General features: G+C 72.7%; 20 protein-coding genes and 2 pseudogenes. 5 read left to right on the top strand and 17 right to left on the bottom strand.

Annotation, left to right across the window (positions count from 1 at the left end; translation table 11 throughout):
• Positions 1–31: 31 nt before the first annotated feature.
• The 10 genes and pseudogenes from AB0C26_RS21150 to AB0C26_RS21105 form a co-directional block, all read right to left on the bottom strand.
• Positions 32–1,051 carry an ABC transporter ATP-binding protein gene (locus tag AB0C26_RS21150; protein ID WP_360249724.1) on the bottom strand — a complete coding sequence of 340 codons (1,020 nt, stop codon included), beginning with the start codon at positions 1,049–1,051 and terminating at the stop codon, positions 32–34.
• A complete protein-coding gene (locus AB0C26_RS21145; RefSeq protein WP_360249720.1) occupies positions 1,048–1,851 on the bottom strand; it encodes an ABC transporter permease subunit in 804 nt (267 codons plus the stop codon). The genes AB0C26_RS21150 and AB0C26_RS21145 overlap by 4 nt, the downstream gene beginning before the upstream one ends.
• Positions 1,839–2,732: an ABC transporter permease gene (locus tag AB0C26_RS21140; protein WP_360249717.1), complete on the bottom strand. Its 894-nt coding sequence runs from the start codon at positions 2,730–2,732 to the stop codon at positions 1,839–1,841. The genes AB0C26_RS21145 and AB0C26_RS21140 overlap by 13 nt, the downstream gene beginning before the upstream one ends.
• The gene (locus AB0C26_RS21135; protein ID WP_360249714.1) at positions 2,725–3,843 is read right to left on the bottom strand and encodes an ABC transporter substrate-binding protein; all 1,119 of its coding nucleotides are present in this window, start codon (positions 3,841–3,843) and stop codon (positions 2,725–2,727) included. The genes AB0C26_RS21140 and AB0C26_RS21135 overlap by 8 nt, the downstream gene beginning before the upstream one ends.
• A 96-nt stretch (positions 3,844–3,939) precedes the next feature.
• Complete coding sequence (locus AB0C26_RS21130; protein WP_360249711.1) at positions 3,940–5,499, bottom strand: methyl-accepting chemotaxis protein; 1,560 nt, start codon at positions 5,497–5,499, stop codon at positions 3,940–3,942.
• A gap of 60 nt (positions 5,500–5,559) precedes the next feature.
• A pseudogene (locus AB0C26_RS21125) lies at positions 5,560–6,119 on the bottom strand (GGDEF domain-containing protein).
• Between the two features lie 530 nt (positions 6,120–6,649).
• On the bottom strand, positions 6,650–7,732 hold the full coding sequence (locus AB0C26_RS21120) for a CaiB/BaiF CoA-transferase family protein (protein WP_360249708.1): 1,083 nt from the start codon (positions 7,730–7,732) through the stop codon (positions 6,650–6,652).
• Entirely contained in the window at positions 7,729–9,768 is a 2,040-nt protein-coding gene (locus AB0C26_RS21115) for a 3-hydroxyacyl-CoA dehydrogenase NAD-binding domain-containing protein (RefSeq protein ID WP_360250015.1), read from the bottom strand. The genes AB0C26_RS21120 and AB0C26_RS21115 overlap by 4 nt, the downstream gene beginning before the upstream one ends.
• Positions 9,768–10,982 carry an acetyl-CoA C-acetyltransferase gene (locus tag AB0C26_RS21110; protein ID WP_360249705.1) on the bottom strand — a complete coding sequence of 405 codons (1,215 nt, stop codon included), beginning with the start codon at positions 10,980–10,982 and terminating at the stop codon, positions 9,768–9,770. The genes AB0C26_RS21115 and AB0C26_RS21110 overlap by 1 nt, the downstream gene beginning before the upstream one ends.
• A complete protein-coding gene (locus AB0C26_RS21105) occupies positions 10,972–12,135 on the bottom strand; it encodes an acyl-CoA dehydrogenase family protein (RefSeq protein ID WP_360249702.1) in 1,164 nt (387 codons plus the stop codon). The genes AB0C26_RS21110 and AB0C26_RS21105 overlap by 11 nt, the downstream gene beginning before the upstream one ends.
• Positions 12,136–12,195: 60 nt before the next feature.
• On the opposite strand from AB0C26_RS21105, the gene AB0C26_RS21100 reads away from it, so the two are divergent.
• Together AB0C26_RS21100 and AB0C26_RS21095 are read left to right on the top strand one after the other, a co-directional pair.
• Positions 12,196–12,795, top strand: coding sequence for a helix-turn-helix domain-containing protein (locus tag AB0C26_RS21100; protein WP_360249699.1), 600 nt, complete (start codon positions 12,196–12,198; stop codon positions 12,793–12,795).
• Between the two features lie 238 nt (positions 12,796–13,033).
• A pseudogene (locus AB0C26_RS21095) lies at positions 13,034–13,222 on the top strand (CHAT domain-containing protein); the annotation flags it as partial.
• A gap of 31 nt (positions 13,223–13,253) precedes the next feature.
• Here the strand turns inward: AB0C26_RS21095 and AB0C26_RS21090 are convergent.
• The 5 genes from AB0C26_RS21090 to AB0C26_RS21070 form a co-directional block, all read right to left on the bottom strand.
• Positions 13,254–14,507: a methyl-accepting chemotaxis protein gene (locus tag AB0C26_RS21090; RefSeq protein ID WP_360249696.1), complete on the bottom strand. Its 1,254-nt coding sequence runs from the start codon at positions 14,505–14,507 to the stop codon at positions 13,254–13,256.
• Between the two features lie 77 nt (positions 14,508–14,584).
• Entirely contained in the window at positions 14,585–15,772 is a 1,188-nt protein-coding gene (locus AB0C26_RS21085) for an alpha/beta hydrolase-fold protein (protein ID WP_360249693.1), read from the bottom strand.
• A 72-nt stretch (positions 15,773–15,844) separates the two neighbouring features.
• Entirely contained in the window at positions 15,845–17,230 is a 1,386-nt protein-coding gene (locus AB0C26_RS21080) for an NAD(P)(+) transhydrogenase (Re/Si-specific) subunit beta (RefSeq protein ID WP_360249690.1), read from the bottom strand.
• Positions 17,227–17,511 carry an NAD(P) transhydrogenase subunit alpha gene (locus AB0C26_RS21075; protein ID WP_360249687.1) on the bottom strand — a complete coding sequence of 95 codons (285 nt, stop codon included), beginning with the start codon at positions 17,509–17,511 and terminating at the stop codon, positions 17,227–17,229. The genes AB0C26_RS21080 and AB0C26_RS21075 overlap by 4 nt, the downstream gene beginning before the upstream one ends.
• Complete coding sequence (locus tag AB0C26_RS21070; protein WP_360249684.1) at positions 17,508–18,623, bottom strand: NAD(P) transhydrogenase subunit alpha; 1,116 nt, start codon at positions 18,621–18,623, stop codon at positions 17,508–17,510. Before AB0C26_RS21070 ends, AB0C26_RS21075 begins: the two co-directional genes overlap by 4 nt.
• A gap of 80 nt (positions 18,624–18,703) precedes the next feature.
• Between AB0C26_RS21070 and AB0C26_RS21065 the strand changes: the two genes are divergently transcribed.
• Positions 18,704–19,417 (top strand): acetoacetate decarboxylase family protein, encoded by a 714-nt coding sequence (locus AB0C26_RS21065; RefSeq protein WP_360249681.1) that lies wholly within the window; start codon positions 18,704–18,706, stop codon positions 19,415–19,417.
• A 26-nt stretch (positions 19,418–19,443) separates the two neighbouring features.
• Positions 19,444–19,728 (top strand): antibiotic biosynthesis monooxygenase, encoded by a 285-nt coding sequence (locus AB0C26_RS21060; RefSeq protein ID WP_360249678.1) that lies wholly within the window; start codon positions 19,444–19,446, stop codon positions 19,726–19,728.
• Here the strand turns inward: AB0C26_RS21060 and AB0C26_RS21055 are convergent.
• Entirely contained in the window at positions 19,725–20,150 is a 426-nt protein-coding gene (locus AB0C26_RS21055) for a MarR family transcriptional regulator (RefSeq protein WP_360249675.1), read from the bottom strand. The genes AB0C26_RS21060 and AB0C26_RS21055 overlap by 4 nt on opposite strands.
• Before the next feature lie 252 nt (positions 20,151–20,402).
• A complete protein-coding gene (locus AB0C26_RS21050) occupies positions 20,403–23,720 on the bottom strand; it encodes a DUF6493 family protein (protein WP_360249672.1) in 3,318 nt (1,105 codons plus the stop codon).
• Positions 23,721–23,983: 263 nt separating this feature from the next.
• Between AB0C26_RS21050 and AB0C26_RS21045 the strand changes: the two genes are divergently transcribed.
• Entirely contained in the window at positions 23,984–25,564 is a 1,581-nt protein-coding gene (locus tag AB0C26_RS21045) for a methyl-accepting chemotaxis protein (protein ID WP_360249669.1), read from the top strand.
• Positions 25,565–25,575: the final 11 nt, after the last annotated feature.

Raw genomic sequence — 25,575 nt, 5'->3', positions numbered from 1 at the left:
CCGGCGAGCCGCAGCGAAACGCGAAAAAATGTCAGGCCAAGGCGACGGGGCTGGGGGCCAGCGTGACCCGGACCGGCGCGCCCGCCGGCAGGGTGGCCAGGCGGTCGCTGGCGATCTGGGCCACCACCAGGACCTCGCCCACGGCGACCGTGACCTTGCTGATCGGGCCCAGGAAGCTCGTGGTCACCACCCGGCCCTCGCCCTCGTCGTGGGGTTCGACGGTGACCGATTCGGGGCGCACCAGGGCGGTGGCCTCCGCGGAGGCCGACGGGGCGATCAGCGGCAGCCGGTGGCCCAGGACCTCGATGTGCTCGCCGGCGACCGTACCGGGAAGGCGGTTGGACAGGCCGACGAACTCGGCCACGAAGGCCGAGGCGGGCGCCTGGTAGATCTCGGCCGGTGTGGCCAGCTGCTCGAGCCGGCCGGCGCGCATGACGCCGACCCGGTCCGCCACCGCCAGCGCCTCCTCCTGGTCGTGGGTGACGAACAGGGTGGTCGTGCCGATCTCGGTCTGGATGCGGCGGATCTCGTCGCGCAGCTGTACGCGGACCTTCGCGTCCAGGGCGGACAGCGGCTCGTCCAGCAGCAGCACGCTCGGTTCGATGGCCAGGGCGCGGGCCAGTGCGACCCGTTGCTGCTGGCCGCCGGACATCTGGTGCGGGAAACGGTTCTCGAAACCGGTCAGCCCGACCAGGTCCAGCATGTCGCCGGCCCGGTTGGCGGGGGCCTTGCGGCCGCGCAATTTCAGGCCGAACTTCACGTTGTCCAGGGCCGACAGGTGCGGGAAGAGGCTGTACGCCTGGAACACCATGCCCATGTCGCGCTTGTTGGCCGGCAGCGCGGTGACGTCCTTGCCGCCCACGAGGACTTCGCCGCTGTCGGCGTCCTCGAGGCCGGCCAGCACCCGCAGGGCGGTGGTCTTGCCGCAGCCGGACGGGCCGAGCAGCGCGATGAACTCACCCGGCGCGATCGACAGGTCCAGGTTGTCCAGGGCGTGCACGGACCCGAACGTCCGGCGCAGACCCTTCAGATGTACGGCGACGCCGGTCATGACGTGGATTCCTTACGCGACTTTCGGCGCTCGCCGAAGAGGGACAGCAGCAGGAGCAGGACGAAGGCCAGCAGCAGGGCGGTCAGCGACACCGCGACCGACATGGTCGCGCTGCTCTTGCCGAGGAACGCGATGGCGACCTGGAGGTTGGTCCGGTTGAGCAGCGACGCGATGGTGTACTCGCCGAGCACCAGCGCCACCGTCAGGAACGCGGCCGACAGCACCGCCGAGCGGATGTTCGGCAGCACGACCTTGCCCATCACGGTGGCCCAGCCCGAGCCCATGCTCCGGGCCGCCTCGGCCAGGGTCTTCACGTCGATGGCGGACAGGCCCGCGTCGATCGCGCGATAGGCATAGGGCAGGACGAGAATGGTGTACGCGAACACGAGCGTCACCGAGGAGCCGCCCAGGAAGTAGTTCACCCAGGCGTAGACCGGCGCCAGCCCGACGACCAGCACGATGGCCGGAATCGTCAGCGGCAGCAGGCACAGGAACTCGACCAGCCGGCGCAGACGGGGCAGCCGGAGCCGTACCCACACCGCGGTCGGTACCAGCAGAACCAGCATCAGCACCGCGGTCAGCGCCGCCTGCAGCAGCGACGCGACGATGCCGTCGGACAGGTCCGGATAGGTCTCGCTCAGCCGGGGCCAGTCGACCAGCAGCGACCACGTGTTCGCGTCCCGGGTGGAGAACTCCACCATCGCGACCAGCGGGAGCAGGAAGAAGACTCCCAGTACGGCCAGCACGGCCCAGCGGAACACGCGCTGCTTGCGGGCGCGCCGCGCGATCACCCCAGCCATTTCGCCGTCCTCTTCTGCAGCAGGGCGTACAGGCCCATCACGACCGACACCACGATCACCATGCCGAGCGCCATGGCCTTGCCGACGTTGGCCTGCCCGAGGATGACCTCGCTGGTCAGGGCGCTGCGGATCTGGAGCGGGACGATCGGGTTGCCCTGGCTGACCAGGGCGGCCGCGGTGGCGTACGCGGAAAACGCGTTGGCGAACAGCAGCAGCGTGGAACCGAGGAACGCCGGGCCCAGCAGCGGGCCCGCCACCTTGATCCAGTACTGCCAGGTGGTGCCGCCCAGGCTCTCGGTCGCCTCACGCCACTGCGGGCGGATGCCGTCGAGCGCGGGCAGGAAGACGATCACCATGAGCGGGATCTGGAAGTACGTGTAGACCAGCGTCAGTCCCGGCAGTTCGAACAGCCACACGCCGCCGGAGTAGATGTCGATCCCGTGGTCCTGGAGGAACACGGTGATGAAGCCGGACAGGCCGATGGTGGCCAGGAAGGCGAAGGCCAGGGTGACGCCGCCGAACTGGGCGAGCACGCCGGCGGCGGCGGTCACCACGCGGCGCAGGATGCCGTCGGGACGGGCGGTGACCAGGGCGTACGCCAGGACGGCGCCGAGCACGGCGCCCACGACGGCGCTGATCGCCGACAGCGCGATGCTGCGGCCGAAGGCGTCCAGGATGTACTCGTTGCCCAGCGCCTTGATGTTCTCGAGAGTGGCCCCGCCGTCGTTGCTCGCGAACGCGCCGATCACCACGACCAGGGTGGGGATGATCAGGAAGACGGCCACGTAGGCGAAGAACGGGAGCGTGCCCAGCAGGGCGGTGCCCCGCAGGCGCGGCCGGGTGGCCACGCGCTGCGGAGCGGCCGCGACGACCTCAGCCAATGGCCTTGGCCCAGCTCGCGGTGAGGGCTTCCTTGGCCTTGGTGTTCTGCGCCTCGGTCGGGATCACCGGGGTGCCCTCGATCGTGGGGAGCGCGTCGTACAGGGTCTTGTCGATCGTGCCGGCCTTCTGCATGGCCTCGGCGCGCACCGGGCGGGCGCCGCCCTTGAGCCACAGGTTCTGGCCCTGGTCGCTGTAGAGGAACTCCTGCCACAGGCGCGCGGCGGCCGGGTGCGGGGCGTCCTTGTTGATGGCCTGCACGTAGTAGGAGCCGAGGACGGCGCCGTTCGGCACGAAGGTCTTCCAGGTCTTGGTCTTGGCGGCCTGGGCGGCGTTCAGGTAGTCCCAGTCGAACACGACAGGGGTCTGGCCCGCCTCGATGGTGGCCGGGGTCGGGTCGACCGGCAGGAAGTTGCCGGCCTTCTTCAGCTTTCCGAAGAAGTCGACGCCGGGGGCGATGTCGTCGGCCGAGCCGCCGTCGGCCAGGGCGGCCATCTGCACGCCGCCGAAGGCGGAACCGGCCTGGGTCGGGTCGCCGTTGAGCGCGACCTTGCCCTTGTACTCCGGCTTGAGCAGGTCGGCCACGCTGGTCGGGGCGGGGACCTTGGCGCTGTCGTAGCCGATCGACATGTAGCCGCCGTAGTCGTTGGTCCAGGCGCCGTTCGCGTCCTTGAGGCTGTCCGGCACGTCGGCCCAGGTGCTGACCTTGTACGGGGCGAACAGCGCGGTGTTGGCCGAGGCGACCGAGCCGCCGAGGTCGAACACGTCGGGCGCCTTGTCCTGGCCCTTGAGCTGCTTGGCCGCGTTGATCTCGTCCTGGCTGGCCGCGTCGGGCTGGGCCGAGTTGACCTTGATGCCGTACTTGTCGCCGAACGCCTTGATGATCTCGCCGTAGTTGGCCCAGTCCGGCGGCAGCGCGATGACGTTGAGCGCGCCCTCCTTCTTGGCCGCGTCGACCAGGGCGTCCATTCCGCCGAGGTCGGCGGCGCTGGCCGCGGACGCCGCGCTGCTCGACTTGGCCTCGCTCTCCTTCTCCGGCGGCGAGCAGGCCGCGATCGCGGCAATCGTGGTGGCCGCCAGCGTGACAGCGACCGAGCGCTTGAATGTACGCACCGTTTTCCCTCTCTGGGCGCACCGTGCCGGTGCGCGCCGGGTGATCATGAGAGGGGTTGATGAACGGGCGGGAACGATCAAGCGCCCGGCCGACGATCAGAATTTGAAGGTGCTCACCAGCTGGCGGAGCTCGTCGGCGGTCCGCGCGACCTCGCCCGAGGCGTGCCGGGTCTGCTCGACACCCTGCACCGACGCGGCGCTGGCGGCCGAGACGTCCGAGATGTTGGCGGCGATCCGCGAGGAGCCGTTGGCGACCTCGGCGATGCTGCGGCTCATCTCGCCGGTGGTGGCGGTCTGCTCCTCGACGGCCGAGGCGATGGTGGTCTGGAAGTCGTTGATCTGCGCGATGACCTCGGAGATCCGGGAGATGACCTCGACCGCGCCGCTGGTGTCCTGCTGGATGGCGGCGACCCGGGCGCCGATGTCCTCGGTGGCCTTGGCGGTCTCCTGGGCCAGGTCCTTGACCTCGGAGGCGACCACGGCGAAGCCCTTGCCGGCCTCGCCGGCGCGGGCGGCCTCGATGGTGGCGTTCAGCGCGAGCAGGTTGGTCTGCTCGGCGATCGAGGTGATCAGCTTGATGACGTTGCCGATCTCGGCCGACGAGTCGCCGAGCTGGCGCACGGTCTCGGTGGCGCGGGCGGCCTCGCTCACGGCGACGGCGGCGATCTGCGCCGACTCGCTGGTGTTGCGGGAGATCTCGCGGATGGCCAGGCCCATCTCGTCCGAGCCGGCCGAGACGGTCTGCACGTTGCGGGAGATCTCCTCGGCCTCGGCGGCGGCCGACGAGGACTGCGCGCTGGTGTCGCCGGCCGCGTCGGCGATGGTGCCGGAGATCGCGGAGAGCTCGGCCGACGCGCCGGCCAGCTTGTCGGCGTCCGTGGCCACGGTCTCCAGCGAGACCCGGAACTTCTCGAGGGCGCCGTCGAGGTTGGCCGCCATCACGCCCAGCTCGTCGCGGCTGGTGATGCCGCTGCGCTTGGTCAGGTCGCCGTGGGCGAGGGCGTCGGCCACCTCGCCGAGCTGGCGGACCGGCTTGAGGATCGAGCGGACCAGCGGGATCGCGAGGCCGATGAGCAGGATCAGGCCGCCCGCGGCGACGAGGAGGGCGAGCAGCTGGGTCGATTCTTTGGTGTCGGCCATGTCGGAGCGCTCCTGGCCGGCCGCCGCCGTGACCTTGTCCACCAGCGCGCCGAGGGCGTCGTCGGTGGTGCCGTTACGCTCGGCGATCTCCCCGATGCGCGATTTCACCGCGGCCGGGTTCGCGACCGCGTCGGCGACGAAGGACTCGATGAAGTCGGAGAAGTCCGAGAAATCGGACTGTGACGATTTGAAGGTGGCCAGCAGGTCGGCCGGCAGGCCGGAGGCGAGTACCGCCGCCTGGGCGTCCAGCGACGACTGGATGTCGTCCTTCGTGTCGGCGGAGGTGTCGATGCCGAGGGCGGCCCGGTACGCGTCCGCCTTGAGCTCGCTCTGGCGCGTGTCCAGGTGGTTCAGGGCGCCCAGCCCCGCCTCGAGGCCGGTGACGCGGTCGCTCTGGCCGGACAGGCTGTTCTCGCCGGCCAGGGTGAGCCCGGCCAGGGCGCTCATCAGCACCGCGCCGGTTCCGACGATCAGTCCCAGCCTCTTGGCGACGCCGATGTCCTGAAGTTTGCGCATGTGCCCTCCGAGCTCCCGATGTTGCCCGGAAGATCGGCTGCCCCGAAACGGACATGAGATCTATCGGGATGCTTTCTCCCGATACATCGCAGCGTCCGCCCGAATAGACAATTCGGAAAAGTCGGACAGATCCGCGGCCGTACGGGTGGCCGCTCCGATGCTGACGCCCACGCTCACGACCTGACCGTGCACGGTGATCGGCTCCCGGATCGCGGCCCGGAGCCGCCCGGCCAGGCCGTCCGCCTCGGCCAGGGTGGCGTCGGGCAGCACGACCATGAACTCGTCGCCGCCGAGCCGCCCGGCGAGATCGCCCGCGCGCAGGTGGGACCTCAGCCGCGCGCCCACCACGCGGAGCAGTCGTCGCCGGCCGCGTGCCCGAGCGTGTCGTTCACCGCCTTGAACCCGTTGAGGTCGAGCAGCAGCACGGCCATCGCCCGCCCGTCCAGTCCGGCCGCGTACGTGGTCAGCCGCTGCCGGTTGGGCAGCCCGGTGAGCGAGTCGTGGGTGGCCTGGTGGTCGAGTTGCCGGCGGATCGCCTGCAGTTGCCTGACCTGCCGCCCGTACGCGGTGGCCAGCGTCCCGCCGAGCGCGGCGATGAGCAGGTTGAGCAGGATCGCCATGGTCACGTCGCCCTCGTGGAACGATTGCTCGCCGTACCGGGCGGCCGCGAAGATCAGGATCAGGCTGGTGGCCAGCCAGGCGGCCAGCGCGCCGGGCAGGCGCCGGCGCAGCGCCGCCACCAGCACCGGCAACGCCAGCAGGGGCCAGGTGGTCTGCATGCTGTACGCCTGTACGCCGACGGCGATCCCGCCGATCGCGATCACGTCGCACACGGTCTGCACGCTGCCGAGCGCGCCGTACCACCGATCGCCCGGCCGGTGGGAGTTGACAGCGGCGAGCACGTTCGCGAGCAGCATCAGCACGATGCCGGTGACACAGGAGAGTCGCATCGCCGGGTGCGCGTGCGCCTCCGGCGGTAGCCCCGACCGGCCGGACAGGAACGCCGCCGTCGCCACCACGCCGGCCACCCGGGCCAGGAAGGCACTGGCCTCGACGGTGCGCCGCCGCTGCCAGGCGGAGTGGTCCGTGGTCGCGTTCATTGGCCGCTGAATCGGCCGCCGCGCCGCACCCCTGAGCGATCACCGAAAGGTCATAGCGTTCCCGTCCAGCCCCGAAGAACATCGGCGACGGTCACGGCCGTCTCGGGCGCCGGATCCTTCGCGGCCGTACGCGAGAAGCGCGGCGCCGGCGCCGGCTGGCGGATCCCGTCGACCTCGACGAAGGCGCCCCGCGCCACATGGTGCGGATGATCCGGCGCCTCGAACGGCGACAGCACCGGCGCCACGCAGGCGTCCGAGTCGGCGAAGGCGGCCGCCCACTCGTCCCGGGTCCGCGAGGCGAACACCGACGCGAACCGCTCCCGGAGCACCGGCCAGCCCGACTTGTCGTACTGATCGGGCAGACCGGACGAGGACAGCCCGAGCCCGTCGAGCAGCGCCTGGTAGAAGGCCGGTTCAAGGGCGCCGACGGCCATGAACCCGCCGTCGGCCGTCTCGTACGTGTCGTAGAAGGGCGCGCCGCCGTCGAGCAGGTTCTCGCCGCGCGCCGTTCCCCACTGCCCGATCGCGGCCAGGCCGTGCACGAACGTCATGAGCAGCGCCGACCCGTCCACCATGGCGGCGTCGACGACCTGGCCCCGCCCCGACCGCGACCGCTCGAGCAGGGCGGAGAGCACCCCGACGGCCAGCAGCATGCCACCGCCGGCGAAATCCCCGAGCAGGTTGACCGGCGCGTGCGGCCGCTCACCGGCCCGCCCGAGCGGTTCGAGCGCACCGGCGACCGCGATGTAGTCGATGTCGTGCCCCGCCCGCGCGGCCAGCGGCCCGTCCTGCCCCCAGCCGGTCATCCGCGCGTACACCAGCCGGGGGTTGACCCGCTCCAGGGCGTCCGGCCCGAAGCCGAGCCGCTCGGCCACGCCCGGCCGGAACCCCTCGACGAACACGTCGGCCGGCTCGACCAGGCGCGTCAGCGCGGCCACCCCGTCCGGCGACTTGAGGTCGAGCTCAACCGTCCGCCGCCCACGCCCGAGCGGCCCCGGCGGCGGAAACTGCCCGCCGGGCCGGTCGACGCGCACGACATCCGCCCCGAGGTCGGCCAGCATCATGCACCCGAACGGCCCCGGCGCCAGCCCCGCCAGCTCGACCACCCGCACACCCTCCAGCGGCCCGCTCACGCCGCGCCCGGGGTGAACCTGTCGCCGTAGCGCTTGGCCAGTTCGGTGGCGCGGGCGCGGAAGTCCTCGTGCTGGTGGGCGAAGCGCAGGACGCCGCCGGTCCAGGCCGGGTAGCCGATGCCGAGGATCGAGCCGACGTTGCCGTCCTCCTCGGTGCGCAGCACGCCCTCGGCCAGGCACTTCTGCGCGTCCAGCGTCTCCGCGAACAGGAACCGGTCTTGCAGGTCCGCCACCGGCACGGCCCGGCCCTCGGCGGTGGCCAGGCTCGCGAGCCCGGGCCACAGGCCGGCGCGCTTGCCGTTCTCGTACTCGTAGAAGCCCTGCCCGGCCGCGCGCCCGGGCCGGCCGTGCTCGTCCACCATCGTGTCGACCAGCTCGTGCGACGGCAGCCGCTCGAACGCGTCGTCGGCGGCCGCCTCGAACTGGCGCCGGATCCGCTGGACCAGCGACAGGCTGACCTCGTCGGCCAGCGCGAGCGGCCCGGTCGGGTAGCCGGCCCGCAGCGCCGCGTGCTCGATCGAGGCCGCCGGGACGCCCTCGGCCAGCATGCCGATCGCCTCGTCGATGAACTTGCCGATGACCCGGCTGGTGAAGAAGCCCCGCCCGTCGTTGACCACGATCGGCGTCTTGGCGATGCGCCGGCCCAGGTCGAAGGCGCGGGCCACCGCCTCGTCGCCGGTCTTCTCGCCGACCACGATCTCCAGCAGCGGCATCTTGCCGACGGGGGAGAAGAAGTGCATGCCGATGAAGTCGGCCGGCCGGGACACGCCCTCGGCCAGCCCGGTGATCGGCAGCGTCGACGTGTTCGAGGCGAGCAGCGCGCCCGGGGCCAGCACCGGTTCGACCTCGGCGAAGACCGCGTGCTTGAGCTCGGGGTCCTCGAAGACCGCCTCGATCACCACGTCGCAGCCGGCGAGGTCGTCGACCCGGGCCGTGGTGGTGATGCGGGCCAGCACGGAGGGGTCGCCGTCCTGCTTGGCGCGGGCCGCGGCTTGTTCGCTGACGTCCTTGACGACCACCTCGAGACCGGCCCGGGCGCACGCGTACGCGATGCCCGCGCCCATCATGCCGGCGCCGAGCACTGCCACCTTGGCCGCCGGGGGAACCTCGACGCCGGGCCGGGCCAGGCCGCCGTTGATCGCCCGCATGTCGAAGAAGAGCGCGCCGATCATGTTCTTGGCGATCTGCCCGGTGAGCAGCGTGATCAGATGCCGGGTCTCGATGACCTGCGCGGTCTCGAAGTCGACCTGGGCGCCCTCGACAGCAGTCTCCAGGATCTTCTCCGGCGCCGGCAGCGACGCGCCCTTGAGCTGCTTGCGCAGGGTGGCCGAGAAGGCCGGGAGCTGCGCGGCGAGCTTGGGAGTCGACGGCGAGCCGCCGGGGATCCGGTAGCCCTCGCGGTCCCACGGCTGCCGCGCGCCGGGGTTGGCCGCGATCCAGGCGCGGGCCTTCTCGAGCATGTCCTCCGGCGTGGCCGCGATGTCGTCGACCAGGCCGTTGTCGCGGGCGTCGGCCGGCTTGTAGCGACGGCCGGTGAGCAGCCAGTTCATCAGCGCGGGGGCCAGGCCGAGCATGCGGACCGTCCGGGTGACGCCACCCGCGCCCGGCAGCAGGCCGAGCGTGACCTCGGGGAAGCCGAGCCGGGTGCCTTGGGCGTCCAGCGCGACGCGGTGGTGACAGGCCAGCGCGATCTCCAGGCCGCCGCCGAGCGCGGCGCCGTTGACCGCGGCCACGACCGGCCGGCCGTACGTCTCCAGCCGGCGCAGGTCGCGCTTGATCGTGCCGAGGAGCTCGAAGAGGGCGGGTGCGTCCTCCCGGCGGGCCTGGATCATCGAGGGCAGGTCGCCGCCGGCGAAGAACGTGCTCTTCGCGCTGGTGACGATGACGCCGGTGACCTGGTCGCGCTCGGCCTCGAGCCGGTCCAGGGTGGCGCTCATCGCGTCGACGTACCGCTGGTTCATGGTGTTCGCGGACTGGTCCGGGTCGTTGAGGGTCAGGGTGACCACGCCGGAGTCGTCCCGCTGATATTCGATCATCACAGCCTCTCGATGACGGTCGCGACGCCCATGCCGCCGCCGATGCAGAGCGTGACCACGGCCCGGCGCTGGTCGCGCCGTTCGAGCTCGTCGAGCGCGGTGCCGAGCAGCATCGCGCCGGTCGCGCCGAGCGGATGGCCGAGGGCGATGGCGCCGCCGTTGACGTTGACCGTGTCGGGGTCGAGCTCCAGATCGCGCTGGTATTTCAGCACCACCGACGCGAACGCCTCGTTGATCTCGAAGAGATCCACATCCGATGTGCCCAGACCGGCGGTGCGCAGGGCCTTCCGGGTCGCGGGGATGGGCCCGGTGAGCATGATCGTCGGGTCCGAGCCCGTCACGGCGGCCGCGGAGATGCGGGCGCGCGGGGTGAGGCCGAGTGAACGCCCGATTTCTTCGGATCCGATCACCACCAGCGCGGCCCCGTCCACGATGCCGGAGGAGTTGCCCGCGTGGTGGACGTGGTTGATCCGCTCGACCCAGTGGTATTTGCGCAAAGCGACCGCGTCGAACCCGGCCGCGGCGCCGATCGCGGCGAACGACGGCTTGAGCCGGCCCAGGGCCTCCCGGGTCGTCTCGGGGCGCGGATGCTCGTCGGCGGTGAGCACGTCGAGGCCGTTCTCGTCGCGGACCGGCACGATCGACCGCGCGAAGTGCCCGCCCGCCATCGCCTTGGCCGCGCGGTCCTGCGAACGCAGCGCGTAACCGTCGACGTCGTCGCGGCCGAAGCCCTCGATCGTGGCGATCAGGTCGGCGCTCACTCCCTGCGGCACGAAGTCGGTCGCCAGCGCCGTCTCGGGGTCGAGGAACCAGGCGCCGCCGTCGGAGCCCATCGGGTTGCGCGACATCGACTCGACGCCGCCGGCCAGGATCAGCTGGTCCCAGCCGCTGCGCACACGGGCGGCGGCCTGGTTGACCGCCTCCAGGCCGGAGGCGCAGAAGCGGTTGAGCTGCACGCCGGCGGCCGTGTCGGGCAGTCCGGCCAGCAGCGCCGCGGCGCGGGGCAGGTCGCCACCCTGCTCGCCGACCGGGGTCACGATGCCCATCACGATGTCGTCGATGCGGGCCGGGTCGAGGCCGGGGTTGCGCTCGCGCAGGGCGTCGATCAGGCCGGTGACCAGCGAGATCGGCTTCACCCCGTGCAGCGCGCCGTTGCTTTTGCCTCGTCCGCGCGGCGTGCGCACCGCGTCGTACACATAAGCCTCAGAGGACACGGGCGATCAGCTCCTTCATGATCTCGTTGGTGCCACCGTAGATCTTCTGCACGCGCGCGTCGGCGTACATGCGCGCGATGGGGTATTCGGTCGTGTAGCCGTACCCGCCGAAGATCTGCAGGCAGCGGTCGACGACCTCGCACTGGCCCTCGGTGAGCCAGTATTTCGCCATGGCGGCGGTCGCCACGTCGAGCTCGCCCCGGACGTGCCGCTCGACGCAGTCGTCCAGGAAGATCCGGGCCACCCGGGTCCGCGTGGCGCACTCGGCCAGCACCATGCGCGTGTTCTGATGCCCGATCAGCGGCTTGCCGAAGGCCTTGCGCTCCTTGGCGTACGCGGTGGCCAGCTCCACGGCCCGCTGCATGACGGCCACGGCGCCGACCCCGATGACCAGCCGTTCCTGCGGGAGCTGGGCCATCATCTGGAAGAAGCCGCCGCCCTCGCTGCCGAGCAGGTTGGCCGTGGGCACCCGGTACTCGTCGAAGAACAGCTCGGCGGTGTCGTTCGCGTGCAGGCCGATCTTGTCGAGCAGGCGGCCCCGGCGGAAACCGGGCGCGCCGTCCTCGAGCTCGCAGACGATCAGGCTGATGCCGCCGGCCCCCTGGGTGGTGTCGGTCTTGACGGCGAGGATCAGCAGGTCGGCCACGCCGCCGTTGGTGATGAACGTCTTGGCGCCCGTGACGACGTACTCGTCGCCGTCCTGGACCGCCCTGGTGCGGATGGCCTGCAGGTCGGAGCCGCCGTCGGGCTCGGTCATGCCGATCGCGCCGACCAGCGAGCCGTCGCACAGGCCGGGCAGCCAGCGCCGTTTCTGCTCCTCGGTGCCGTACGCGGTGATGTAGCCGGTGACGATGCCGCTGTGCACCGCCAGGCCCAGGCTGCCCTCGCCGCTGAAGGTCTGCTCGGTGAGCAGCACGGCCTCGTGGGTGAAGTCGCCGCCGCCACCGCCGAACTCCTCCGGGACCGACAGGCCGAGAAGGCCGAGCTCACCCGCCTGGCGATAGTGCTCACGGTCGGGATGGCCCTGCGCTTCGAGACGTGCAGCGTGGGGCACGACCTCCTTGGTGAAGAAGGCGCGGGCCAGCTCGGCGAGGTCCTCGTGCTCCGGTTTGAGCCACGCCGGGGTGTATCCGTCCAGTCCTGGGGTCGGCATGGGCCAACTCTTCCGGCTTGTTGGCGGCCTGTCAATAAGCTCGTGGCTTAAGGTCAACGGGTGAGCATCGACGTGGGACAGCGCCGCCGGTTCTCGCCGGACGCCCGGCGGGAACAGATCCTGTCGGTCGCCGTGCGGTTGTTCGGCGAGCGCGGGTACGCCGAGGTCTCGACGACCGACGTGGCGCGCGAGGCCGGCGTCGCCCGCGGGCTGATCAACCACTACTTCGGTACCAAGAAGGACCTCTACCTCGAGGTCATCCACGTGATGCTGACGGTACCCCCGGTGGCGCTCGCCTCGCTGCCCGGCGGCGACCTGCCCACCCGGATCGACGCCATCGTCGGCTGGTTCCTCGACGTGGTGTCGCGGCACAGCCAGTCGTGGCTGGCGGCGATCACGGCCGGCGGCATGGCCGGCGACGCCGAGGTCGACCGGGCCATCTCCTCGGCCATCGACGCCGCCGCCGACGCCGTGCTGACCGCCGTCGGCTTCACCGCGGTCACCCCCGCGATGCACGCCATGGCCCGCTCCTATGTGGGGCTCGCGACCTCGACCGCGCGGGAATGGCTGGAGCGCGGCCTGCTCACCCGCGCGCAGGTCCACCGGCTGCTGTCGCTGACGTTGCTGACCATGGTGACGTCGGTCTTCGCCGACGAGTAGGACCGTTCGGCGACCGGCACGTTCTCACGGTCGCCGACGCCGGCGCCGCGTCGGCGCTGCGGGTGCTGGCGGAGGCCGGCGTGGCCGACGTGCGGCCCGACCCGGTGCTGATCAGCCGCACGGCCCGGACCGGCCCCGCACGACGAACCGGAGAGGCCGCCCTGGCAACCGCCGCCGCCCGGACTGCGCCGGCCGGTGATCGCCCTGCTCGACACCGGCGTCGACGAGCTGCGAGCTCGGGCTCAGCGAGGTGCGGCCCGGCGACGAGACGTTCGGCCTGGCCTCGGCCCTGCTCGCGGCCGGCACCACCACCGTCGTGGCCAGCGTCGCCCGCGTGGCCGACGACGTCGCGCGGGACGTCATGGTCCGTTTCCACCGCGCGCTGGCCGCCGGCCCCGGCACCAGCTTCGTCTGCCTGGGCTGCTGATCGGAGAAGGCCGCCAGCGGGAGGACGCTGGTCAATCGAACGCGCTGTTGACCTGGGCCGCGATGCGGGCCTGGGCGTCCGGCTCCACGTCGATGAGCTGCATGCCCAGCTCCGCGCCGTCGGGGCGCGGTGAGCGGCGTACCACCTGGGCGTTCACCGTGCACGAGCCGCCGGCGAGCTGGAGGGTGGCCGTGACCCGGTCGCCGACCGCGACCGGGGTGGTGGCCGGCAGCAGGCAGCCGATTCCGTCCGTCGACACGTCGATCAGGGTGCCGGGCTGGTCGGGGCGGCCCGGCACGCGGACCGTGACCGGGCCGGTGGTGGCTATCCGGTCGTGGCGGCGGCGTTCCAGGCGTTCGGCCACCTCCGACAGGTCCTGGATGCTGGCCATCGTCGCGTCGACCGTGCTGTTCAGGCGTTCGACGATCTGGTGCTGGTCGTCGGCGATGCCGCTCAGCGTGCCCATGGCCGACTCGATGTCGGCGACCTCCTGGACGATCGCGCTCAGCGTGCCGCTCATCTGGGCGATGTCCGCCTCCAGGGTGCCGATCGTCGCCGTGATCTGCTCCGTCGAGCTGGCCGTGGTGTCGGCCAGGCTCTTCACCTCGTCCGCGACCACCGCGAAGCCCTCGCCGGCCGCGCCGGCCCGGGCCGCCTCGATGGTCGCGTTCAGGGCCAGCATGCGGGTCTGCGACGCGATCTCGGAGATCACCCCGGCGATGCCGGCCACCTGCCGCAGGCTCGCGTTCAGGGCGGCCGCGGCCTCGTCGGCGCTGCGCGCCCGGCGCACCATCGACCCCGCCGCCGCGGCCGTCTCGGCGACCCGGTGGTGGGTGGCCGTCGCGGCCTCCCGGGCCGCGCCGACCTGGGAGACCACGTCGCGCAGGCGCTCGTTGATGACCTCGCCGGTGTCGTCGATGGCCTCCTTGGCCCGCCGGCGCAGGCGCTGGTTGACGCGGCGCTGTTCCTGCTCGGTCTCCTTCAGCCGGGTCTCGCGTTCGGTGCGCATGCCTTCGAGTTCGGCCCGCCCCTCGCCGATGAGCGCGGCCAGCGCGCCGAGCTGGTCGTCGAAGGTGCGGACGCCGAACGGCCGCTGCGCGGCGAAGTCGCCGGTGGGCAGCAGGGGTGAGGACGGCTGCACGGCCAGCGGGGCGGAGGCCGAGTCGAGCAGGTCGCCCAGGGCCTTGCGGACCGATTGCTGGTCACGCTGTTTCTGCCCGCGGGCGCCCACGACGTAGGCGGAGGCGGCGGCCAGCAGCAGCGCGACGACCCAGAGCACGATCACGCGTCGCGGCCGACCTCAACCAGCACCACGCGGTTAGGTTTCCACCGTCGGCCGCCGGGCGGGGCGATTCGCGGAATTCAGGCCGTTCGGACGCGGGAGACGGCGATCAGCGCGTCGGCGAAGGTGCGCCGCCAGCTCAGGTAGTCGTGGCCGCCGGTGAACTCGGCGTAGGCGACGTCGTAGCCGCGGGCGCGCAGCGCGTCGCGCATGGCCCGGTTGACGGTGAGCTGGGCCGGGGCGCCGCCGGGGCCGGGCCGGGTCTCGCCGGAGCCGACGTCGAGGGCGAAACGCACGCCGGCGCGGGGGCGCCGGGCCACCTCGCGGATCAGCCAGCCCGGTTCGCCCTGGTCGGGGCTGGGCCACCAGAAGCTGCCGGACTGGGCGACGACCGCGCCGAAACACTCGGGGGCGGTCAGCGCGATGTGCGCGGCGGCCAGCCCACCGCGGGAGACCCCGCCGATGATGTTCCCGCCCGGGTCGGTGCCGGCGCCCAGCTGGGCCCGGGCCCACGGCAGCACCTGGCCGGTGACGAAGCCGGGCATGGCCGAGGTCGGGCTGAGCTCGGCGTCGCGGTGCGCGCCGGGGCTGCTGACGAAGATGGCCACGGTGGGCGGGATCCGGCCGTACGCGATGAGATTGTCGAGGGTCGCCGGAACGCGCTGGACGGTGCGGGCGAGGAAGCCGTCGAACAGCACGAGCACCGGCAAGCCGCTGGTCGGGACCCCGGCCGGCCGGTAGACGAACAGGCGGCGTGACCCGCCGAGGGGGCCGCCCGGCACGGTGTGCGGGGTGACGGTTCCGGCGGCCACGCCCGGGCGCGGGACGATCCAGGGCTCGGCCGGAGCTCCGGGCATCTCCAGCACCGAGGCCCACGCGTCGCGGTCGCCGGCGTCGTCCGGGTCGGCGGGGAACAGCAGCCGCCGCCGGTTGAACGCGTCGAGGTGGGCCGGTCCACGCCCGCCGGGCTCGCTCGGCAGCTGCTCGGTGCCGTCGTGCACCAGGCAGTACATCGTGCGCAGGCCGGCCGGCAGCACCCGGGTGGCCCACCACAGGTCGGTGCCGGGGATCCGTTCGAGGTCGATGTCGACGCCCCACCAGGCCCGCGTCGAGCGGGCCGTCCCGCGCCACAGGAAGGTCACGAGGCGGTGCCGGTCGTCGTACGGCTCGATCAGCGGCGTGCCGCGCTCGGTGGCCCGCCGCCAGAACGCGTCGACCGCGTGCGGGGTGGGGTCGGCGAGCAGCCGGGCGATCTGCGGACTCTGCACGGCACGCACCCCATCGATCGCCGCTGATGGTAACCGAACCGCCACCGAGCGTCGCAATTGGAGGGTGAAGTGTCAAGCGTAGGCGTGCAGACCGGCCAGCAGCGCGGCCAGGCCCGCTTTGGCGTCGGCGAACAGCATCGCCGTCCGTGGGTCGGTGTAGAGCTCGTTGTCGATGCCCGCGTAGCCGTGCCCGAGCGACCGCTTGATCACGATCACCGAGCGTGCCCGGTCCACGTCGAGGATCGGCATGCCGGAGACCGGGTTGCCGGGCCGCCGCGCGGCCGGGTTGGTGACATCGTTGGCCCCGATCACGAGTGCCACATCCGTACGGGCGAAGCCGGGGTTGCTCTCTTCGAGATCCCGCAATTGCTCGTACGGGGCCTTCGCCTCGGCCAGGAGCACGTTCATGTGCCCCGGCATCCGCCCGGCCACCGGGTGGATGGCGTAGCTGACCTCCACACCCCGCTCGGTCAGGGCCTGGGCCAGCGCCACCGCCTCGTGCTGGGCCTGCGCCGCGGCCAGCCCGTAGCCGGGGACGATGACGACCTTTCCCGCGTACGCCAGTTGGATCGCCGCGTCGTCGACGGTGACCTCGCGGACCGCCTGGGCCGTTCCCGTGGTGACCGCGACCGCGTCGCCGGTGCCGTACCCACCCGCGATGATCGCGCCGATCGGCCGGTTCATGGCGTCGGCCATCAGCTTGGTCAGGATGGCGCCGGCCGCGCCGACCAGCGCCCCCGCGATGATCAGCGGCGTGCTCTCCAGGACGAAGCCGGCCATCGCCACCGCCGTGCCCGTGCACGCGTTGAGCAGCGAGATCACCACCGGCATGTCGGCGCCGCCGATCGGCAGCGTGAGCAGCACCCCGGCGACCAGGGCGGCCACCGCGATCCCGATCAGGACCCAGGCCGAGGGTTCGAAGCCGGTGAAGACGACGCCGAGGACCACGGTCACCACGGCCAGGATCAACGACAGGAGGCGGCCGTACGGCACCACGAGCGGCCGCCCCGGCACGCGCCCGGCCAGTTTGCCGGCCGCGATCAGCGACCCGCTGAAGGTGACCGCCCCGATCAGCACGTCGAGCACGCCGGTCACCTCGGCCGCCGTGGTCGCCGGGTGATGGCCGAGCGCGATCAGCGCCGCCGCGCCCCCGCCGACCGCGTTGAACAGGCTCACCAGCTGCGGCATGGCCGTCATCCGGACCACCCGCGCGGCGACGAGACCGGCCACCGCGCCGCCGGCCGCGCCGATTCCCAGAGCCCAGGCCGCGTACGCCTCGACCCCGCCGCCGCGCACCAGCACCACCACCGTGGCGAGGATCGCGACCGCCATGCCGGCGGCCGAGATCTGGTTGCCGCGCCGGGCCGTGGCCGGGGTGTTCATCAGGTGCAGGCCCACCACGAACGCCGTCGCGCAGGCCAGGTAGACCAGGTGCGTGACGGTGTCGAAGGCGCTCACGACCGGCTCCGGAACATCGCCAGCATCCGGTCGGTGACCAGGTAGCCGCCGGCCACGTTCATCGCGGCGAAGAACGCGGCCACCGCGAGCAGCACGTATCCGGCCGCCGTGTCGACGGTGGCGGCCAGCAGCATCACGCCGACGATCACCACGCCGTGGATGGCGTTGGCGCCGGACATCAGGGGGGTGTGCAGGGTCGCCGGCACCTTGCTGATCACTTCGAAGCCGACGAGCAGGGCCAGGGTGAACACGGTCAGGTCGGCGAGCAGCAGCGCGCTCATGAGCGGATCTCCTTCGGCAGCCGGGGATGGACGACCTGCCCGTCGCGGCAGACCAGCACGCCGGCCCGCACCTCGTCGGCCGGTTCGAGCGTGAGGACCCCGTCGGGCATGAGGTGGGTGAGCAGGGCGACGGCGTTCCGGGCGTACGCCGTGGAAGCCGCCACGGGCACGGTGGCGGCCAGATCGGGGGCGCCGATCACGGTGACGCCCCCGCCGGTGACCAGCCGGGTGTCGGCGACCGAGCCCGCGACGTTGCCGACCGCCATGTCGATCACCACCGAGCCGGCCCGCATCTTGTCGAGGGCCGTCTCGGTGACCAGCAGTGGGGCCTGAGCCCCCGGCACCTTCGCCGTCGTGATCACCACGTCGAAGCGGGGGATGGCATCCTGCAGCGCGCGCTGCTGAGCGCCCGATTCGTCAGCGCTCAGCCGCTCGGCGTACCCGTCGTTCCGTGACTTGTCCGCATCATCGGAGAGGACGCTCGCGCCGAGCGAGGCGATGTCAGCCCGCGCCGCCGCGCGGACGTCATAGCCGGTGACCAGCGCGCCCAGCCGCCGCGCGGTGGCTATCGCCTGCAGCCCGGCCACGCCCGCGCCCAGGACCAGCACCTGGGCCGGCCGCGACGTCCCGGCCGCCGTGACCAGCATCGGGAAGAAGCCGCCGTACGCCTCGGCCGCCAGCAGCGCCGCCTTGTACCCGGCCACGTTGGCCTGCGACGTCAGCGCGTCCATCGCCTGCGCCCGGCTCAGCGTGCGCGGCAGCAGGTCCAGGCTGAGCGCGGTGATCCCGGCCGCGGCCAGCCGCTCCGTCCGCCCCGGATGGCTCAGCGGGTCGAGCAGCCCGATCAGCACCCGCCCGGCGGGCAGGGCCGCCACGTCGTCCGGTGGGTGGACGCACAGCAGGATGTCGCTTTCCTTGTACACCTGGGCCCGGGTCTTGATCTCGGCCCCGGCCCCCTCGAAGTCGGCGTCGCCGAACCAGGCCCGCCGGCCGGCGCCCGCCTCGACCAGGACCCGGATCGACCGGGATCGCAGCCGGCCGGCGGCATCCGGGGTCAGGGCCACCCGGCGCTCGCGCCCCGGGGTCTCGCTGAGTACTCCGACGATCGTCATCGGCATCCCCTCGCATCGATATCGATGCTGTATCACCTCGACCCTCGGCTCGGCCACCCTTCGGCGGTAGGGTCGGCCGCATGGCGGAACGGATCGGCTCCGGCGTGTGGTCCCTGCAGGGTGAGACCGTGACGCTTCCCGTGACCATCACCGACGCTCAGATCACGGCGTCGGTCTTCACCTCACCGGCCGCGGCCGCGCGCGAGCTGCTGGCCGGGCTTCCGCTGACGCCGTTCACGGCCTTCGGTAAGGCTTTCGGGCTGCTCATGTGCATTCATTACGGTGAGTGGGCGCTGAAGACGTACGACGAAGTGGGTGTGGGTCTTCTGGCCCTGGGTCCCGGCCGCCGTCCCGGGCTGTTTCTGCTGGATCTGCCGGTGACCGGCGCCTTCACGCGGGAGGCCGGGCAGGACTTCTGGGCCCTGCCGAAATGGCTCATGACATCCACGCTGCGTTTCGGCGACACCGGCACCGACGTGACGGTGAGCGACGGTGAGACGTCAGTTCTGGCGGCGTCCTTCACCCACGGCCGGGTGCGCCTGCCGTTCGGCGTCCGCTCGTCGCTGCCCGCCTGGTCCTATCTGGATCACGGGGCCCAGGCGGGCCGGCTGCTGCGCGGCCGAGTGCCGATGCGGTTGTCCGGCGTGCGTCTGGGTCGCGGTTCTTTTTCCGTACGCCTGGGGGAGCACCCGATGGCGCGGCGGATGGAGGCGCTCGGCATGCTCAACCGGCCGCTCCTGACCGTGCACGCCTCGTCGCTGCGCGGCCCGCTGGGGGAGTGGCGCGCCACTTAGTCAAGAATCTGGACTATATTCGCGGCATGACGACGATCGAACTGACGCGCTTCCGCGTCGATCCCTCCCGGGTCTCCGAGTTGCTGAGCGCCCGGCCGGCCATGCTGGCCGACTTCCAGGCCGACCGGGAGGGTTTCATCGACGCGCGCCTGGTCCGGCTCCCCGGCGGCGAATGGCTCGACATCGTGACCTGGCGCAGCGCTCCCGACTTCGCGGCGTCCCGGGCCAAAGGGGCCAACCGCCCCGGCATCGCCGCCTTCTTCGCCGCGATCGACTCCCTGATCAGCGCCGAGGAAGGCGCCCTGGCCTAAGCGGTGATCGCCCTGAGCGTTTCCAAGAATCGGCCGTACGCGTCGTGGCCGACCTTCGCGGCGTACTCGGCCTCGAGGTCGGCCACGACGCGGTCGGAGAGCGCCATCAGCTCGCGCCCACGCTCGGTCGGCACGACCAGCTTGGCCCGGCGGTCGCTCGGGTCGGCCACCCGGGTGAGGTAGCCGAGCGCTTCCAGCTCGTCGACGATCGTGGCGATCGTCTGCTTGTTGCGCCCGGCCAGCCGGACGAAGTCGTTCTGCCGCAGGCCGTCCTCGTCGAGGTAGGCCAGCACGGCCCCGTGCCGGGGCCGCAGATCGTCGAAGCCCGCCTCGGCGCTGCGCCGGAACAGCTCGGCCTGCAGCCCGAACAGCAGCCGGGTCGCGAGCATGCCGAGATCCGCCGGCCGGGCGCTGCGTGCCATGACGGCACTTTATCGGTCGAAGTAGTGGACCTTCTCCAGGTCCTCGATCAGGCCCGGCTGCTCGGGCGCCCAACCCTGGCCGAGGCCACGACCACCCTGACCTGATCGTGCCTTGCCTTCCTGGCCGGCCCGCGTCCCACTGCCGCCGCCCCAGTCGGTGCCGTACCGGCCCTTCGGGTCGATGTGCTCCTTCTCCGCGTGCCCATGGCCCGGCCTCGTCCGTTCTCGCTGGCGGGTTCGGTTTCGCTGCGGTCAGGCGAGTGTGCGGGCCAGGCGGGCGGCCTCGTTCTTGAGGCGGGTGCGCTCGGGAAGGGCGGCCGCGGCGGAGACCTCGGGCAGGTGGGCGCGGGCGCCGATGGCGGCGGCGACGGCCGAGGCCAGGGCCAGCAGGTCGGGTAGGCCGGCGGGTGGCCGTTCCAGGCGCAACAGCGCCGGGAGGACGGCGTGCAGGACCGCCCACACGGCGTGCTGGGCGCCGCCCCGGGCCAGATCGGCCAGGGCGTCGGCGGCGGCGTGGAGGTCGTCGTGGTGGGCGGCCAGGAGCAGGGCGAGCTCGCGGCCCAGCAGTCCCGCGTCGAGGCCGCCGCAGCGGGCCAGGTGGGCGACGGCGGTCACGGCGTCCCGGCGATCGGATTCGCTTCCGGTGGTCAGGGCCTGAGCCAGGGCCAGGGCCATCGCGGGCCCGAAGGGGCCGGACGAGCGGGCCAGGGCGGACAGGACTCCGGAGTGGACATCCGCGCTTCCGGCCGCCCCCTCAGGCTTCTCGGCCGCCTCCTGTGGCTTCTCGGCCGCGGCCGGTGACGAGGAACCGCCACCGCTGTGCTGGGCGAGCGCGACCCCGGCCTCGTGGAGGGCGCCCGCCGAGCCGCTCCGGCGGGAGTGCAGGACGTGGGCGGCGATGATCTCCCGGTGGCTGGGCAGGACCAGAGGCCAGAAGGACTGATCGCCGGGGGTGGCGTGGGCCCGGCCGGCGGGTACGGCGAGCAGACCGGGCGGAAGGGCCAGGCCCGAGGCGTCCAGCGGGGCGAACGTGACGGTGCGCTCGGCGGGGCCGGTGGGCGGGCCGACCATGGTGATCGCCGGGTCGGGGAGGCCGCCGGCGCGCAGCCAGGCGGCGAAGCGGCGGCCCGCGGTGGAGTTGAGGCGGGCGGCGGCGGTCAGCACCGACGGCGGCGTCTCGCGGGGGAGGCGCAGCAGGGCCTGGGCCAGGTCGTACGGGCCGGGCTGCCAGCCGGCGCGCTCGGCCGAGGCCAGGCGCAGCAGCAGGCGTGCCGGGTCGACGTGACCGTCCCTGGTGGCCGGCGTGGCCAGCAGGGCCGGTGGGCCTTCGCCCCGGCCGAGCTGGCCGGCGAGCTCGTGGATCCGTAGGCGCAGCATCTCCTGCGGCGGGGGAAGCGGCCGGCGTGCCGCGGAGGCGGACCGTGGGCCGGCCGGACCGGAAGCGTCGGCGGCCGGTCCCGCGCTCCGGCCGACCGCGGTGGCGGCTGGTCCCGGTGTTGGGCCGGTCGTCGTGGCGGGCTGGGCGGAAGCGGGGCCGGACGTGGCGATTGCTGGGGAGCGGGCGGGCAGGGTGGCGGCCCGCCCGGCCGGGTCGCCGGTGGACGGTGCGGGACCAGGGCCGGTCGGTGCGGCGGAGCGGCGGCTCCCGGCCGGGCGGGCGCCCAGCGGGGCGTACCGGCGAGTGGGGGTGCCGGCGGTCGGCCGGGTGGCCGCGGCTTCGGCCAGTTCGGGTGGGACCAGGGTCTCGATCAGTTCGGCCAGGGGAGAGGTTCGGTCCGCGGCCAGGGGGGCCAGGGCCCACGCGAGATCGGGCCGGGCGGTGACGGCGAACTTGGCCACCGCGGCCAGGACCCGTTCCAGGTCGAGGGGTGACAGCGGGGTCTGGGCGAGTGTCGCGGTCAGCTCCGGGAGGGAGCCGATGGCGGGTGGCATGGGCTCGGGGACGTACACCGAAGGAGAGGGAGGGAACCGCGGACCTGGCGGAATCGACGGCTGGCCGATGATCTCATCGGCCTGGCGGCGGAGATCGCCGGCGAGGGAGCCGGCGGCGGGGCGGAGGGCTTCCGGGCCGGCCGAGTGGTGGCCGACGACGCGCAGGGCACGTTCCGCCACTTCCGGGTCGTCGCTGTTCAGGACCGAGGTCGCGGCCTCCAGCAGGGACGGCGCGGCGTCCGGGTGGCGGGCGATGGCGCGGTCGAGCCAGGCGAACTGGGCGCGGATCAGCTTCTTCTCGGTGCGGGCGAAGGCGGCCCGGGTGGCGGCGGCGACCGTGTCGGCGTCGAGGTGGCCGGCGTCGTCCAGGGCGCGCAGGACGCGCTGGGCCAGCTCGGCCACCGGGCCGTTGGGCTCGGCCAGCATGGCCAGGAAGTCGGCGCGGTGGGCGGCCCGCTCGTCCAGGGTGGGGTCCAGGTGACGGAAGGTTTCCAGTACGGGACGCAGCGCGGCGCCGCGGTCGCCGGAGCGGAGCCGGCCGACCAGCAGGGCGATGAGCTGGCGGCGGTCGAGGCGCTTGCCGGCGGCGAGCAGGGCCAGGGCGGCGGGCCAGAGGTCGTCGAGGTCGGCCGCGACCTTCGGGGTGGCGAACAGGGCGGGCAGCTGCGTCTCGAGCCACGGGTCCTCGGCCAGGCGCGCGGCCAGGGCGCCGGCCGAGCCGGCGGCGGAGAACTGGCGTACCCAGCCGCGCAGCATCGGTTCGGTGGCGGGCAGGGGAAGCCCGGCGGCGCGCAGCGCGGCGGCGGTCAGGGCCCATTCGCCGCGGTCGTGGTCGCGGTGCTTGAGCTGGGCGGCGAGGTCGGTGGCGACGGTGGCGAGGCCGGGACGGCCGGGCGCCTGCAACACGCGGATGACGGCGGCGATGGTACGGGCGGGGAGCTCACCCTTGAAGCGCGGCGACCGCAGCCACGCGACGACGTCGTCGCCGGTCGGCAGGCATCCCGCCCCGGCCACGAGGAGCGCGCCCTCACGCCGCACGCGATCGTCCGGGTCCGGCTTCGCACCCCGGCGCAGCCGTCCGGCCGGCGCACCGTCTCCGTGATCCGCTGGAAGAGCGCCGGAGGCGGGCCCCGTGCCGGACTCTCCGCCGGCACCGGTTCCGAGGCCCGTGCTCGTGCTCGTGCCCGTGCGGGATCCCATGCCACTGCCGGTTCCGAGGCCCGCGCTCGTGCGGGATCCCATGCCACTGCCGGTTCCGAGGCTCGCGCTCGTGCGGGATCCCATGCCGCCGCCGGATAGGCCCGCGCTCGTGCGGGATCCCACGCCACCGCCGGATCCGAGGCCCGTGCTGGGGTCGAGACCCGCACCCGGCAGCGGGTGGCTCCCGGGTTCGGCGAGGGCGCCCGGCACGGGGCGGCGGCGACGGGCCGCTCCGGCGGAACCCGGGGCGGCGGCCGGGTCGGTGGCGCGGATGCGGGGGACCAGGGCGCGCCGGCGCTGCTCGTCGAGGTGCAGGAGGGCGTCGGCCATGTCGTCGGCGTCGCCCTCCTCCAGGAGCTGGAGGAACTGGTCGAAGGCCGGCTGGCGGGTGGGCGCCGGCCGGGTCCGGGCGGCGGGTTTCTCGGTAGCCGTGGCCATGAGGGGAAGGTAGCGACCACTTACGCCTCTCCGCCCCGATTCCGCCACATTCGTTCGCCGGCTCCCCAATAGACCTAGCCTCCTAGGACGCAGTAGACGCCGTACGGCGGGGCACATGCGGCGAAATCGCGCTCGTTCCCCCGGAAGGGGCATTACCGTGATCGTGAAACATTCTCGGCGGAACCTGCCCGTGACTTCTTATCCACACCGCCCTGGATGCCGATTTGCGCGGTGGCTGAATACGGACAGGAGAGGCATCGGGGATGGGACTGACATCAGCGTTCGACAACCGGTCGCTGCGGACGAAGATCGGCGCGGCGGTGCTGGTGGGCACGGTCAGCGGCATCGTCGTCGGCGGCGTCGCGCTGGCCACTTTGCGTACGCAGAACGCGGACGCCGCCGACTCCCAGCGGCGCACTGTGACGCTGGAGAGCGCGGTCGGCACGTTCAGCAAGAGCATCGAGGCGTACAGCGGCAACACGTCCGCCCTGAAGCTGTACCCGAGCCTCAAGGACGCGCTCACGAAGGGCCGCGAGGCCAACGCCGACGCGGTCGACCAGTCCCTGAAGGACCTGGACGCGGCCTTCGCCGGCGACGCGACCGGCACGGCCGCGGTCGACAAGGCGCAGAGCGACTGGAAGGACTACGTAGAGTTCAACAACAGGGACTACACCGGCTCCAGCGCGGCCGATTTCCAGCAGGCTCTCGCCGACTACAACAAGATCTACTCGGCGCTCGGCGAGGACCAGACGGTGCTGTCCACCCGGGCTGAGCAGCTGTCCGAGCAGGCCATCGCGGACGCGGAATCGGCGGCCGGCAAGGCCACCTGGACGGTCGGGATCCTGCTGGTCGTCGGCGTCGTGGTGAGCACGCTGCTCGGGTTCCGGGTGGCCGGCCGGGTGCGCGGCACGGTCCGCGAGGTGTCCCGGGTCGCCGAGGGCCTGGCCGAGGGCGATCTGACCCGTACGTCGGGAGTCACCACCCAGGACGAGGTCGGCCGGATGGCCGTCGCGATGGACCAGGCCGTGGCCCGCCTGCGCGAGGACGTCGTGCAGCTGGCCGGCAACGCCACCACCCTCAACGCCGCCGCCGGTCAGCTGACCAGTGTCTCGGGTCAGGTCGAGTCGGCCGCCAACGAGGCGTCCTCGCAGGCCGGCACGGTCGCCGCCGCGGCCGACGTGGTCTCCCACAACCTTCAGGTGGTCTCGGCCGGCTCGGAGGAGATGGGCTCGGCGATCCGCGACATCAGCGTCTCGACGACCGAGGCGTCCGAGGTGGCCGTGCAGGCGGTCGAGGTGGCCTCGGCGACCAACGCGATCGTGGCCCGGCTCGGCGAGTCGTCCTCCGAGATCGCCTCGGTGGTCAAGGTGATCACCTCGATCGCGGAGCAGACGAACCTGCTGGCGCTGAACGCCACCATCGAGGCGGCCCGGGCCGGTGAGTCGGGCAAGGGCTTCGCCGTGGTCGCGGGCGAGGTCAAGGACCTGGCTCAGGAGACCGCGAAGGCCACCGAGGACATCTCCCGCCGGGTGTCGGCGATCCAGGCCGACACCGACGGCGCGGTCACCGCGATCGGCGAGATCTCGGCCATCATCGAGCGGATCAACGGCATTCAGATGACGATCGCCTCGGCCGTGGAGGAGCAGACCGCCACCACCCAGGAGATGAACCGTACGCTGTCGGAGGCGGCCGCCGGCGCCGGCGACATCGCGGCCACCATCGGCACGGTCTCCGACGCCACCCAGCGGACCACGGCCACCGTCGGCGACACCCGCCACGCGGCGGACGACCTGGCCGTCACCGCCGGTCAGCTGCAGGCCGTGGTCTCCCGGTTCCGCTACTGAGCCGTACGGGA

Source organism: Actinoplanes sp. NPDC048796 (assembly GCF_040650035.1).
In the GTDB taxonomy this organism is placed as follows: Bacteria; Actinomycetota; Actinomycetes; order Mycobacteriales; family Micromonosporaceae; genus Actinoplanes.
This window is presented reverse-complemented; position numbering and strand designations above follow the sequence as displayed.

Excerpts from the sequence above, each read along its gene's own strand:
- AB0C26_RS21130 (WP_360249711.1), bottom strand. The coding sequence starts at position 5,499 with ATGCGCAAACTTCAGGACATCGGCGTCGCCAAGAGGCTGGGACTGATC.
- AB0C26_RS21065 (WP_360249681.1), top strand. The coding sequence starts at position 18,704 with ATGGCGGAACGGATCGGCTCCGGCGTGTGGTCCCTGCAGGGTGAGACC.
- AB0C26_RS21050 (WP_360249672.1), bottom strand. The coding sequence starts at position 23,720 with ATGGCCACGGCTACCGAGAAACCCGCCGCCCGGACCCGGCCGGCGCCC.
- AB0C26_RS21055 (WP_360249675.1), bottom strand. The coding sequence starts at position 20,150 with ATGGCACGCAGCGCCCGGCCGGCGGATCTCGGCATGCTCGCGACCCGG.
- AB0C26_RS21105 (WP_360249702.1), bottom strand. The coding sequence starts at position 12,135 with ATGCCGACCCCAGGACTGGACGGATACACCCCGGCGTGGCTCAAACCG.
- AB0C26_RS21075 (WP_360249687.1), bottom strand. The coding sequence starts at position 17,511 with ATGAGCGCGCTGCTGCTCGCCGACCTGACCGTGTTCACCCTGGCCCTG.
- AB0C26_RS21070 (WP_360249684.1), bottom strand. The coding sequence starts at position 18,623 with ATGACGATCGTCGGAGTACTCAGCGAGACCCCGGGGCGCGAGCGCCGG.
- AB0C26_RS21150 (WP_360249724.1), bottom strand. The coding sequence starts at position 1,051 with ATGACCGGCGTCGCCGTACATCTGAAGGGTCTGCGCCGGACGTTCGGG.
- AB0C26_RS21145 (WP_360249720.1), bottom strand. The coding sequence starts at position 1,851 with ATGGCTGGGGTGATCGCGCGGCGCGCCCGCAAGCAGCGCGTGTTCCGC.
- AB0C26_RS21045 (WP_360249669.1), top strand. The coding sequence starts at position 23,984 with ATGGGACTGACATCAGCGTTCGACAACCGGTCGCTGCGGACGAAGATC.
- AB0C26_RS21060 (WP_360249678.1), top strand. The coding sequence starts at position 19,444 with ATGACGACGATCGAACTGACGCGCTTCCGCGTCGATCCCTCCCGGGTC.
- AB0C26_RS21115 (WP_360250015.1), bottom strand. The coding sequence starts at position 9,768 with ATGATCGAATATCAGCGGGACGACTCCGGCGTGGTCACCCTGACCCTC.